The sequence below is a fragment of the Tepidibacter sp. genome, from assembly GCF_025210165.1.
In the GTDB taxonomy this organism is placed as follows: domain Bacteria; phylum Bacillota; class Clostridia; order Peptostreptococcales; family Peptostreptococcaceae; genus Tepidibacter_A.
The window spans coordinates 26,056-38,739 of record NZ_JAOASI010000020.1; the positions used below are offsets into that span (position 1 = coordinate 26,056).

The following is a 12,684-nucleotide window of genomic DNA, read 5'->3' on the forward strand; positions in this document are numbered from 1 at the left end:
CTCAAGCCTTTTTTGTACATATAATTACTCATATGCTTTGTTAAGCTCTAACGATGGCAAAATCACCGCAGGGCACCCGCCGATAATCGATACTCCCTGACCTCGTCAACTAAATAAAATTTAGTCCTAGCGCTTTTTTATAGAGTTATATTAATTTTTCACTTAAAATACAGAAGGCTAAAAAAATAGTTTCAAGTGCAGTTATATAATTCCTTATGATACTAATTATATAGCCTTACTGTATTTTTAATATAAAACTCTATATTCATAAATATTTAATTTATGCTAATTTTGATTCTATAAGATTAGCAAGTTCACTCGCTAAACTGTGTAACTGACCTTCCTCTTTACCCTCAAGCATAACTCTAACAAGTGGTTCAGTACCAGATGGTCTTATTAAAACTCTACCTTGGCCATCTAGCATCTCTTCTATTTTATTAATTTCTTGTATAATTTGTTCATCTTTTAAATACATATTTTTATTTTCATTTTTTACTTTAGCATTTATTAAAACCTGAGGATACTTGCTCATTATACCACAAATACTTGATAGTGTCTTTTCTTCACTAACCAAAACATTTGATAAAAACAAAGAGCTAAGTATTCCATCTCCAGTAGTTATATAATCTAAGAATATCATATGACCTGATTGCTCTCCACCTAGATTATATCCCTTTTTTATCATCTCTTCTAATACGTATCTATCCCCTACCTTTGTAGATACTGTATTTATATTATTTTCCTTTGAAGCTATATGAAGACCTATATTGCTCATAACTGTAACTACAAGTGTATCGTTTTTTAATTTTCCTTGTTCCTTTAAAAACTTAGCACATATAGCAAGTATATAATCTCCATCTACTGTATTTCCTTTTTCATCAACTGCAATAAGTCTATCTGCATCTCCATCGTATGCAAGACCTATATCTGCACCATTTTTAATAACTTCTTCTTGAAGAGATTTAGGATGAGTTGATCCACAATTTAAGTTTATGTTGCATCCATTTGGATTATTATTGATACTTATAACCTCTGCTCCAAGTTCTTTAAATACTATAGGTGCTGCTTCATATGCTGCTCCATTAGCACAATCAAGAACTACTTTTAGATTATTAAGATCGACATTAACGATTGTCTTTAAGTAATCTATATAATCCCTTATAGCGTCTTTTTTATCTAATTTAGTACCTACATTTTCACCTGTAGGATTATATTGTATCTTATTCATATCTTCTATTAATTGTTCTATTTTTATTTCAATACTATCATCTAGCTTATATCCATCTTTATTAAAGAATTTTATTCCATTGTATTCAACTGGGTTATGAGATGCAGATATTACAACACCGCAATCAGCATTATAAATTTTTGTTAAATATGCAACAGCTGGAGTTGGAACCACTCCCACACATATAACATTTGCACCAACAGACATCATCCCAGCTATTAAGGATGATTCTAGCATATCTCCTGATATTCTAGTGTCCTTTCCTATTACAACTTTTATATTTTCTTTTCCCTCGGCAAGAACATATGCACCTGCTCTTCCTAATTTATATGCAAGATCATTTGTAAGTTCAGTATTAGCAACCCCTCTTACACCATCTGTTCCGAAATATTTTCTCATTAAAAGCCTCCCCATAACTTTTTAACAATTAATTTATAGAATTCGTCTACTTGCTATCGCAGTGACTCATAAAAAAAATAAGGGTATAAATACCCTTATTTTATTATAATATCATATCATATATTAAATTTTCAATAATAATGTTTTATATTAGATAAAGCTTTCCTTAAAGCCCCTACCCTTTACCTCTTGTGTTTCATTTATAGTTATAAAAGCATTTTTATCGTATTTTTCAACTATCTCCTTAAGTCTAGGTATCTCAACAGGATTTATTATAGTGTATATAACCTTTTTACTATCTTTTGAGTAAGCTCCTTCTCCATTTAAAAAAGTTACTCCTCTTCCCATATCTTTCATTATATCTTTTGATATTTCTTCAGACTTATCAGATATAACCATAGCTGATTTTTTAACATCTAGCATCATTTGTATCTTATCTACAACTTGATATCCTATATACATATTTATAAGAGTATACATAGCGTTTTGTATTCCAAATACAACTCCTCCTATACATACAATAACAAGATTAACTCCCATAAGAGCTGTTCCTAAATTTATATTCCATTTTTTCTTAGCAAGAGCTGCTATTATATCTGTACCACCTTGAGATCCTCTATTTCTAAATGTTATTGCCATTCCTATCCCATTTAATAATCCACCAAATACACAAGAAAGTATTGAGTCATCAACAGCAATATATGAACTTATATTATGAGTTATACCTATAAAAAATGAATATATCAACATATTCACAAGACTATACACAATAAAATCTCTATCTAACTTTTTATAAGCCATTAAAAATAGTGGTATGTTGACAAGTAAAACAATCAACCCTATATTTAATTTAAATATATAGTTAAGTATTATAGCTATTCCTCCTACGCCTCCACTTAAAAGGTGATTTGGTGCTAAAAAACCATTAATTGCTACTGCACAAAATAGACTGCCTAATGATAAGCTTAATATCCTAAACAAGGGATACATGATTTCATCTCCTTAAATTTTATATAATTTCACTTAGATTATACACCTTGTTTTTTAATTATACAATCTATTTTATCTTATATGCATGATTTTTTTCTCTCACTTCATATTTTGCAACTTTGGATTCATAAAAATATTTTATCATAGTTTATATATTCTTTTAGCTATTGAAATACCTCTGCTCTATCATTTTATAATATTTTTACTTGAATATAGATTTTTTATGAAAATTGAAGGATATTTAACAGTAACATCATACAAAAATTCGTCTACTCGCTAATAATTTCCTTAAGCATAAAAAAAGATTGCTAATAAAATTAGCAATCTTTTTATGTAAACTACTTAACAGCAGCTGCTCCTCTTTCAAGAGCTGATTTATTAAGTGGTACAAATTTTTCTTTGCTTGGTCCGAAAACTTTCTTGAATGCTTCAAGAACAGACTCAACCTCAACAGCTTTAGTAATTTCAAGGTAAGCTCCAAGCATAACCATGTTAGCAACCTTTGCATTACCAAGTTCTAAAGCTATTTCGTTAGCTGGAACATAGTAAGTGTCTACATCAGTTCTTTCTACTTTTTGATCTATTAAAGAGCTGTTTACAAGTATTTTTCCACCTTCAACAACATCTTTCTCAAATTTGATAAGAGATGGTAGGTTCATAACTATAGCAGTAGTTGCATCATCAGTTATGATAGGTGATCCTACTGGAGTAGAAGATACTGTAACTGCACAGTTAGCTGTACCTCCACGCATTTCTGGTCCATAAGATGGAAGCCAAGAAACCTCTTTATCTTCAATCATTCCTGCGTAAGTCATTAACATACCCATAGACATAACACCTTGTCCACCGAATCCTGCACATATAATTCTTTCTGTTGCCATATTATTTCGCCTCCTCTGGGTTTCTTAAGTTGCCTAATTGGTAGTAAGGCATCATATTTTCTTCTAACCACTTAAGAGAATCTACTGGATGTAATCCCCAGTTAGTTGGACAAGTTGATAGTACTTCTACTATACCAAATCCTTTTCCTTCTAATTGTACTTCAAAAGCTCTCTTTATAGCTTTTTTAGCTTTTCTTACGTTTGCTGGGTTGTTAACTGATACTCTTTCTACGAATACTGCTCCGTCTAAAGTAGCTAACATCTCAGACATTTTTATTGGCATACCAGCGTGATCTACATCTCTTCCGTAAGGAGAAGTTGTAGCTTTTTGTCCTGGTAAAGTTGTTGGAGCCATTTGTCCACCAGTCATACCGTATATAGCGTTGTTTACGAATATAGTAGTTATCTTCTCTCCTCTTGCAGCAGCATGAACTATTTCAGCACATCCTATTGAAGCAAGGTCTCCGTCTCCTTGGTATGTGAAAACTACTTTATCAGGTTGAACTCTCTTGATTCCTGTTGCAACAGCAGGTGCTCTACCGTGAGCAGCCTCATGCATATCACAATTAAAGTAATCATATGCAAGTACTGAACAACCAACTGGAGCAACACCTATAGATTTTCCTAATACATCTAATTCTTCTAAAACTTCTCCTACTAATCTGTGGATTATACCATGAGTACAACCAGGACAGTAGTGAGTTTGCTTATCTGTTAAACCTTCAGTTTTTTTGAATACAACTGCCATTATTTTGCACCTCCTATTACTTCCATAGCTTTATCCATAATTTCTCCTGGAGTAGGGATCATTCCACCTGTTCTTCCGAAGAAGTCAACTGGTAATCTTCCTTCGTTAGCTATTTTAACATCATCTATCATTTGACCTGTACTCATCTCAACTACTAATAAGTTCTTAGCAGCAGGGATTTCATTGAAAGCTTTGAATGGGAAAGGCCATAAAGTTATTGGTCTTATAAGACCTGCTTTTACTCCTTGCTCTCTTAAAGCTTCTACAGTATTCTTAACTATTCTTGAAGTTGTTCCGTAAGCTACGAATACAAGCTCAGCATCTTCTGTCTTGTACATTTCGTACTTAACTTCGTTTTCTTCTATTTCTTTGTACTTTCTATCTAACTTGAAGCAGTGATCTTCAAGAGCTTGAGGATCTAGGAATAAAGAGTTTATTATGTTTGGCTTTCTTTCTCCATTAGTTCCTGTTGTAGCCCAATCCTTCTTAGGTAAATCTCTCTTCTTAGGAGCTTTGAATTCTACTGGCTCCATCATTTGTCCTATCATACCATCAGCAACTACCATAACTGGTGTTCTGTAGTAATCAGCAACTTCGAAAGCTTCCATTACCATATCAACAGCTTCTTGAACTGTAGCTGGTGCGTAAACTGGAGTTCTGTAGTCTCCGTTTCCTCCTCCTCTTGTTGACATGAAGTAGTCAGCTTGTGAAGGTTGGATTCCTCCAAGACCTGGGCCTCCTCTCATCATGTTTACTATAACAGTTGGAAGTTCAGCTCCTGCTATATATGTAATTCCTTCTTGCTTTAAAGCGATTCCTGGTGAAGAAGATGAAGTCATAACTCTAGCGCCACAACCTGCTCCTCCGTATATCATGTTTATAGCAGATACTTCTGATTCTGCTTGAACAAATACTCCGTCTACCTTAGGTAATTCTCTTGCCATATATTCTGGTATCTCATTTTGAGGTGTTATTGGGTATCCGAAGAAGTATTTACATCCAGCTTCTATAGCTGCTTTACCTACAGCTTCGTTTCCTTTCATTAAAACCTTAGCCATGTTCTTTCCCTCCTTAAAATTTATATTAGTCTCTCTCTACACTTATTACTGCATCTGGACACATAAGTGCACAGCTTGCACATCCTACACATTTATCCATATCATTTACTGTTGCAGGATTGTATCCTTTTTTGTTTATTTTTTCTTTGTCCATAACAACTATTTTAACTGGACAAACTGTTGTGCAAAGTTCACATCCTTTACATCTATCTTGGTCAAAATGCACTCTACCTTTAGCCATTTCAAACCCTCCTTAATATATTTTTTAATTTAAAAAACAATATATTATAAGTCCTTGTAAAGAGAGCTTAAAGCTCTCTTTTAGACTAATAAACTACATCCAAGATTCCCTCATATACATTTTTATAGGGAATATTTCTCCTTCAATGTCCTTTGGTAAATCTTTTGTTATACTTTCAAGACAAGCTATATACTTTATAGGTATGTTAGTTTCTTTAGAAACTGCCCTAACAAGTTCTTGCCCTCTTAATACATCATCTACAGTAGTTTCTCTAACTAAGTGAGTGTTATTTATAAGTCCTGTAACCCTACACTTAGAAGCTTCTTCTATTTTTCTTATATGATCTATAACTTTCTCTACTGTACATGATTCTTCTCTATTAGCATTTACAACACAGAACATATCATATTCTCTACCTTCAAGGACATGAGCAAATCTACCTACAACCTTTGCTCCTATAAAGTCTCCCCCTACATCCATTACATAGTTGTAAGTTTCATCTTGAATAGGCGCCATAACCTCTGCTGATACTGCTGGTACATCTACAGCAGCTGCTCTTACAGAAGAATCTATAGGTCTTATGTTATTCTCAAGTAACATATCTCTTTTTTCTCTTGTTCTAAAGTATACGTTTACTATGTCAAGATCAGAAATTGCTATATTACCTTCAACTTCTTGTCTTAGCTTCATTACATAATTCATAGAGAATTCAGTTTTACCACTACCATAATGTCCTATTATGATTCTTATTCTCTTATCATCTTTTATCATGAGATCACCTACTTAGTAAGTTTTAGCTTCCTCTTCACCTCTAAGAACTCTAAGTCCTCCTTGAGCTAGGGCTGTCATTTCATCTTCACCAGCATATACTTTAATATCTGCTATGAAAGATACTCTTTCTTTTATCCACTCAACTATCATTTTTGAGTAAGCTATACCACCAGTTAATACTATAGCATCAACCTTACCCTTAAGTACAGCAGAACATGCTCCAATTTCTTTTGCTACTTGGTAAGCCATAGCTTCGTATATAAGCTTAGCTTTTTCATTTCCTTCTTCTATCATGGCTTCAACTTCTCTAGCATCATTAGTTCCTAAGTATGCTACTATTCCACCATTTCCTTTTATCTTTTTCTTTATATCATCTAAAGTGTATTTTCCAGAAAAACACATTTTAGCTAAATCTCCAACTGGAAGTCCACCTGTTCTTTCTGGAGAGAATGGTCCTTCTCCATCAAGTGCATTTGCAACATCTATAACTCTACCATTTTCGTGAGCTCCAACAGATACTCCTCCACCAAGGTGAGCTACTATTACATTTATTTCTTCATACTTTTTACCTAATTCATCAGCTACTCTTCTAGCTGTAGCTTTTTGATTTAGGGCATGGAATATACTTTTTCTTTCAAGCTCTGGCATACCAGATATTCTAGCAACCTCTTGAAGTTCATCAACAACAACAGGATCTACTATGAATGCTGGAACATTTATTTTTTCAGCTATTTCTTTTGCTATTATTCCACCTAAGTTTGATGCATGCTCTCCTAAAACTCCAACTTTTAAGTCCTCTATCATATTTTCAGAAACTGAATAAGTTCCTCCAGCTATAGGCTTTAAAAGTCCTCCTCTTCCAACTATTGCATCTAAGTCTTCTATTTTAACTCCATTTTCACTTACAGCTTCTTCTATTACAGTTCTTCTAAAGTCAAGTTGATCTGATATTTTCTCATATTGACCTATTTCTTCAGCAGAATGTCTTAATGTTTTTTCAAATACTAATTCTTCGCCTGCATATACAGCGATTTTAGTAGAAGTTGAACCTGGGTTTATAGCAAGAATTTTAAAGTTTTTACTCATTATAATTACTCTCTCCTCACAATTAATATTTATATAACTATCCAATCTTAGCAGCTGTTAAAACAGCAAGTGCTATTGAGTTTAATTTAGTTTCTTCATTGTCCGCTCTTGAAGTTAATATTATCGGAGCCTTAGCACCAACTATAACTCCTGCATTTTTAGACTCTCCAAAGAATACCATAGATTTATAAAGTATATTACCAGCTTCAATATCTGGAGCTAATAGTATATCAGCATATCCTGCTACAGGATGATCTATTCCTTTATGCTTAGCAGCTTCTACAGATACTGCATTATCAAGAGCAAAAGGTCCTCCAACTATACATCCAGTAAGTTCTCCTCTTTTGTTCATCTCTTCTAATTCTTTTGCATCTACAGTGTCAGGCATCTTAGGATTAACTTTTTCTTTTGCACAAAGAACAGCTACCTTAGGCTCATCTATATCTAATGCATGAGCTATTTGGCAAGCATTTTCTATTATTTGCTTTTTAGTATTTAAGTCTGGAGCTAAATTCATAGCTGCATCTGTTACGAAGAATAATCTATCATAAGCTTTTAAATCAAATACTGCAACATGGCTTAAAACACTTCCTGTTCTAAGACCTATTTCTTTATCTAAAACAGCTTTTAGTATTATTGACGTATCAACTAGTCCTTTCATAACCATATGAGCTTTTCCAGTTGAAACTAACTCTACAGCTTTTCTAGAAGCTAAAGCTAAGTCTGCTTCTTCTATTAATTCATAGTTGTTTAAATCTATATTAATTTCTTTTGCTATTTCTTTAGTTTTTTCTATATCTCCTACAAGTATAGCATTAGCTATTCCTTCTTTTCTAGCCATCTCAACAGCCATTAAAACTTCTTTATCTTGAGAGCAAGCTACAGAAATAGTTTTAGGTCCTCTTTCTCTAGCAAATTTGATTACTTCTTGAAAATCTCTCATTAGAATGCCACCTCTTCTTCGTATATTTTAGCTTTTTCTTCAGCGTTTATGACTCTTAATGCTCCTTCATTTAAAGCCTTCATTTCATCCTCACCAGGCTCAACTGCTACAGGTGCAATAAAATCAACCATATCTTTTATATAATCTATTAAATACTCAGAGTACGCAAGTCCTCCAGTAATTACTATTGTTTTTACATCTCCGTTTAATACTGTTGCCATAGATCCTATTTCCTTTGCTATTTGATATCCCATAGCTTCAAATATAAGCTTTGCTTTTTCGTCACCTTCGTTTATCCTCTTTGTAACCTCTCTAGCATCATTTGTGTTAAGATATCCTACAAGTCCACCTTTACCTTTAAGCTTAGATTTAATTTCTTTGTAAGTGTACTTTCCAGAAAAACACATCTTAGCTAAATCTCCAACTGGAAGTCCTCCTGTTCTTTCTGGAGAAAATGGTCCCATCTCATTTGCATTGTTATAATCTACAGACTTTCCTCTTTTTAAAGGAGCAACGCTTATTCCTCCTCCAAGATGAGCTACTATCATGTTTATATCTTCAAAGTCTTCACCTAGCTTAGTTGCAACTCTTCTTCCGACAGCCTTTATATTTAAAGCATGTCCTAAAGATTTTCTCTTTATCTCAGGAATACCAGATATTCTAGCAATTTCCTCAAATTCATCTACTGCAACTGGGTCTACTATAAAGCTTGGTATATTTTGCTCATCAGCTATTGATTTTGCTATTATACCACCTAAGTTTGATGCATGTTCTCCTTGAACACCTAATTTTAAATCATCTATCATCTTAGGTGTAACTTCATATGTACCACCTGGCATAGGTCTTAACAAACCACCTCTACCAACTACAGCTATAAGGTCTTCTGATGTATAACCTTCCTCTTTTAGCCAGTCTATTATAATTTCTTTTCTCATCTCAAATTGATCTGCTATTTTATCGTATTTTTCTAGTTTTTCTATTGAATGAGTAAGGTTTTTTTGGATAACGTTTTCACTTTCTTTGAATAAAGCCACTTTCGTTGAAGTTGAACCTGGATTAATAACAAGAACATAATTCTTTGACACAGTATCACCCCATAAGAAATTTTTTCTCTACGTATATTATGATATATTGAAATAAAAAAAAATGCAATATGAATTGCAATATCATTTCGCAATTTTTTTACATTTTTTTTAATTTACTATTCACCTATTACAACGTATTCAGGGTCTATTTGTACGCTTTTCACTTTTATAGGTATATTGTATTTTATTCTAAATTTTGCAGGATTCAATTCTTCTTCTTGCATATTGATAAATAATTGTACATCTTTTTCAGTTATATCTTGCTCGTTTTCTTCTATATATGTAACTTTTACATTTATGTCATCTGGTAAATTATTTTTTGAAATATCTAAATTGTGTATGTTGTCTTTGTATTCAATTCTTTTTGATGAAATTGTTAAATTTTTGCTTACTAGTTTAGCTACTTTAAAACTCACATTTACACTTTTAATATCACTGTCTATATTTTGCGGAATATCTATATTTAAATTTATGTTTTTGTTTTCTCTTAAATTTGATATGTCTATTTCTTGTGTATATATGTCCTTTATAGCGTCTATTTCCTCTATTTTACCAGTTACATTTATAGTTTTTAAATCCAAATCATAACCTAATAATTCATATCCTTCCTCTATTTTCCCTTTTAGATTTAAAATCAAGGGTACTTCTTTATTCTTGTTAAATCCTATACCAGCATACACATACTCATCCTTTATATTTATACCTTCTACTGTTTTACCATTCTTATCTATAGGTATTATCTGAGCTTTTGTGTTAAAGTCTTTTGTTTTATTTTTTAAATCTACTTTACATATAAGTCTATCAACCGTTTCCACAAGACTTTTAGGCCCCTCTATAAATGTGCTTTTAGGAGAATATGATATATTATCCAATTTTAAATCTTTATTTGATTTATTTAAAGTTTTAATTATTATATCTTTTTTAGTATATATATTTTCTTCTATATTCAAATTTATATTATTCGGAATAATAGTATAAGTTATATTACTTGGCATGTCTAAATCTAGCTTTAATTTATTTTCACCTATTTTAGGAGATTCTAAGTTAGTATTTATTTCTAAATCTCTTTTTTGAATATCTTTTATTAAGGATCTTCTTCCTCTTAATATTATTTTTGCATTTAAATCAACTTCTGGATATAACATCATATCATTTTCTTGTAATATATCTATATTATTAATGTTTACATCTACTTCATCATAGTCCTTTAGTATTATAGGATCTACCTCTGCCATTACATATATCCACATGAAAAAGGCGAAAAATATAGATATTGTCTTTATTTTCAAATTCCTTTTAAAAATATCTATCATTTGAAAAATACTCCTCTTTTAAAAATTGTTTTATTTTCTCCATGTTTTTTAAAGTTTTGATTTAGTATGTTTTTTATATACTCTTTTGATATAGATTTGTATAGCTTTCCACTTTCTGCTATTGATATTGTTCCAGTTTCTTCAGATACTATTATAGATATACAGTCTGATTTTTCACTTATACCTATTCCCGCTCTATGTCTAGTTCCCAATTCTTTATTTATATTTTTGCTTTCTGTAAGAGGTAAAAAACACCCAGCTGCTCTTACTCTACTGTTTCTTATTACTAAAGCTCCATCATGAAGTGGAGTATTAGGAATAAATATATTTATTAAAAGCTGTCTTGTTATTTTAGCATCTATAATTGTTCCAGTTTGAATTATATCATTTATTCCAGTTTCTCTTTCTATTATTATTAAAGCTCCTATTTTTTGTCTTGCTAAAGAATATATAGCTTCTATTAGTTCATCTATTATTTCATTTATATTTTCTTCATCAAATTCACCTATAGGCTTTAATATAAATTTAGTTCTACCAATATATTCAAGCGCTCTTCTAAGTTCTGGCTGAAATACTATTAATATTGCTATTACTCCTATTGATATAGTGTTTTCTAGTACCCAGTGTACTACGTGTAGTTGTAAAAGTTCACTTAATTTAGTAGCTATTAAAAGGACAAATATGCCTTTTATTAATTGTTCTGCACTTGTTTCTTTTATTAACATATATAGTTTATAAAAAACATAAGCTACTATACTTATATCTATTATATCTAAGATAGTTATGTTCATTATGATATCTTTTATATCCCACAATTTAGAAACCTCCTATAATATTCTTTATTATATATTATTTTACGGATTAATTATTTCATACATTGAGAAATAATTCAATAAGTAAAGCATATATATTTGTAATATAAGTAAAAAGTATCACTTTTTAGCTTAACTCTTAAATTTTCTATATTATAATATTTTCCTATAGAATAAAAAAAGCTCAATCATATATATGATTAAGCTTTTTTGTAATGGCGTACCTGCAGGGATTCGAACCCCGGACACGTGGCTTAGAAGGCCACTGCTCTATCCAACTGAGCTACAGGTACATATTAAATTGGAGCGGAAAACGAGATTCGAACTCGCGACCCTCGCCTTGGCAAGGCGATGCTCTACCACTGAGCCATTTCCGCTCATATGATATTTTGGTGCGGGTGGAGGGACTTGAACCCCCACGCTAAAAGCGCTAGATCCTAAGTCTAGTGCGTCTGCCAATTCCGCCACACCCGCATGTGTGGAGCTAGTGATAGGAATCGAACCTACAACCTGCTGATTACAAGTCAGCTGCTCTACCGTTGAGCCACACTAGCATGTATTTTTTTGTAAAATAAAAACCCAAAGATATTTTTATATCTATGAGCTAATTTATTGAATTATTTGGCGACCTGGAAGGGACTCGAACCCTCGACCTCCAGCGTGACAGGCTGGCATTCTAACCAACTGAACTACCAGGCCAAATAATTGGTGGGCTCAACAGGGCTCGAACCTGTGACCCCCTGCTTGTAAGGCAGGTGCTCTCCCAGCTGAGCTATGAGCCCAATTATTAATGGTGACCCCTAGGGGAATCGAACCCCTGTTACCGCCGTGAAAGGGCGGTGTCTTAACCGCTTGACCAAGGGGCCATTGGTTGCGGGGGCAGGACTTGAACCTACGACCTTCGGGTTATGAGCCCGACGAGCTGCCAACTGCTCCACCCCGCGTCATTTTGTGGTGCCGAGGACCGGAATCGAACCGGTACGATCTGTAAGGACCGCAGGATTTTAAGTCCTGTGCGTCTGCCAGTTCCGCCACCTCGGCATTTTTTTTGGCTCCAAGGGTGGGGCTCGAACCCACAGCCTATCGGTTAACAGCCGATTGCTCCACCATTGAGCTACCTTGGAACATA

General features: G+C 33.0%; 12 protein-coding genes and 10 tRNA genes. All 22 read right to left on the reverse strand.

Annotated elements, in window-relative coordinates; genetic code table 11:
- Positions 1-280: 280 nt before the first annotated feature.
- The 22 genes from glmM to N4A48_RS03160 all read right to left on the reverse strand — a co-directional run bounded on the left by glmM (position 281) and on the right by N4A48_RS03160 (position 12,679).
- Positions 281-1,627, reverse strand: a complete 1,347-nt coding sequence (glmM, locus tag N4A48_RS03055) for a phosphoglucosamine mutase (RefSeq protein WP_293664213.1) — start codon at positions 1,625-1,627, stop codon at positions 281-283.
- A gap of 150 nt (positions 1,628-1,777) precedes the next feature.
- On the reverse strand, positions 1,778-2,617 hold the full coding sequence (locus tag N4A48_RS03060) for a YitT family protein (RefSeq protein WP_293664215.1): 840 nt from the start codon (positions 2,615-2,617) through the stop codon (positions 1,778-1,780).
- A gap of 338 nt (positions 2,618-2,955) precedes the next feature.
- Positions 2,956-3,498, reverse strand: a complete 543-nt coding sequence (locus N4A48_RS03065) for a 2-oxoacid:acceptor oxidoreductase family protein (RefSeq protein WP_293664217.1) — start codon at positions 3,496-3,498, stop codon at positions 2,956-2,958.
- A 1-nt stretch (position 3,499) separates the two neighbouring features.
- Positions 3,500-4,246, reverse strand: a complete 747-nt coding sequence (locus N4A48_RS03070) for a thiamine pyrophosphate-dependent enzyme (RefSeq protein ID WP_293664219.1) — start codon at positions 4,244-4,246, stop codon at positions 3,500-3,502.
- Positions 4,246-5,304: a 3-methyl-2-oxobutanoate dehydrogenase subunit VorB gene (locus N4A48_RS03075; protein WP_293664221.1), complete on the reverse strand. Its 1,059-nt coding sequence runs from the start codon at positions 5,302-5,304 to the stop codon at positions 4,246-4,248. Before N4A48_RS03075 ends, N4A48_RS03070 begins: the two co-directional genes overlap by 1 nt.
- A 25-nt stretch (positions 5,305-5,329) precedes the next feature.
- Positions 5,330-5,545: a 4Fe-4S dicluster domain-containing protein gene (locus tag N4A48_RS03080; RefSeq protein ID WP_293664223.1), complete on the reverse strand. Its 216-nt coding sequence runs from the start codon at positions 5,543-5,545 to the stop codon at positions 5,330-5,332.
- Positions 5,546-5,638: 93 nt separating this feature from the next.
- Complete coding sequence (locus N4A48_RS03085) at positions 5,639-6,316, reverse strand: ATP-binding protein (protein WP_293664225.1); 678 nt, start codon at positions 6,314-6,316, stop codon at positions 5,639-5,641.
- A gap of 12 nt (positions 6,317-6,328) precedes the next feature.
- Complete coding sequence (buk, locus tag N4A48_RS03090; protein ID WP_293664227.1) at positions 6,329-7,402, reverse strand: butyrate kinase; 1,074 nt, start codon at positions 7,400-7,402, stop codon at positions 6,329-6,331.
- 37 nt (positions 7,403-7,439) lie between these two features.
- Positions 7,440-8,345 (reverse strand): phosphate butyryltransferase, encoded by a 906-nt coding sequence (ptb, locus tag N4A48_RS03095; protein WP_293664229.1) that lies wholly within the window; start codon positions 8,343-8,345, stop codon positions 7,440-7,442.
- Positions 8,345-9,430, reverse strand: coding sequence for a butyrate kinase (gene buk, locus N4A48_RS03100; RefSeq protein ID WP_293664231.1), 1,086 nt, complete (start codon positions 9,428-9,430; stop codon positions 8,345-8,347). Before buk (N4A48_RS03100) ends, ptb begins: the two co-directional genes overlap by 1 nt.
- A gap of 116 nt (positions 9,431-9,546) precedes the next feature.
- Positions 9,547-10,743, reverse strand: a complete 1,197-nt coding sequence (locus N4A48_RS03105; RefSeq protein WP_293664233.1) for a CdaR family protein — start codon at positions 10,741-10,743, stop codon at positions 9,547-9,549.
- On the reverse strand, positions 10,740-11,534 hold the full coding sequence (gene cdaA, locus N4A48_RS03110; RefSeq protein ID WP_293664235.1) for a diadenylate cyclase CdaA: 795 nt from the start codon (positions 11,532-11,534) through the stop codon (positions 10,740-10,742). Before cdaA ends, N4A48_RS03105 begins: the two co-directional genes overlap by 4 nt.
- A gap of 237 nt (positions 11,535-11,771) precedes the next feature.
- Positions 11,772-11,848: transfer RNA gene (locus tag N4A48_RS03115), tRNA-Arg, on the reverse strand.
- 9 nt (positions 11,849-11,857) lie between these two features.
- Positions 11,858-11,932: transfer RNA gene (locus N4A48_RS03120), tRNA-Gly, on the reverse strand.
- Between the two features lie 13 nt (positions 11,933-11,945).
- A tRNA-Leu gene (locus tag N4A48_RS03125) sits at positions 11,946-12,029 on the reverse strand.
- 5 nt (positions 12,030-12,034) lie between these two features.
- Positions 12,035-12,109: transfer RNA gene (locus N4A48_RS03130), tRNA-Thr, on the reverse strand.
- A 68-nt stretch (positions 12,110-12,177) separates the two neighbouring features.
- A tRNA-Asp gene (locus tag N4A48_RS03135) sits at positions 12,178-12,254 on the reverse strand.
- Positions 12,255-12,261: 7 nt separating this feature from the next.
- Positions 12,262-12,337 (reverse strand) — tRNA-Val (locus N4A48_RS03140).
- A 9-nt stretch (positions 12,338-12,346) separates the two neighbouring features.
- Positions 12,347-12,421 (reverse strand) — tRNA-Glu (locus tag N4A48_RS03145).
- A gap of 2 nt (positions 12,422-12,423) precedes the next feature.
- Positions 12,424-12,499 (reverse strand) — tRNA-Met (locus N4A48_RS03150).
- An 8-nt stretch (positions 12,500-12,507) separates the two neighbouring features.
- Positions 12,508-12,596 (reverse strand) — tRNA-Leu (locus tag N4A48_RS03155).
- An 8-nt stretch (positions 12,597-12,604) separates the two neighbouring features.
- Positions 12,605-12,679, reverse strand: a tRNA-Asn gene (locus N4A48_RS03160).
- Positions 12,680-12,684: the final 5 nt, after the last annotated feature.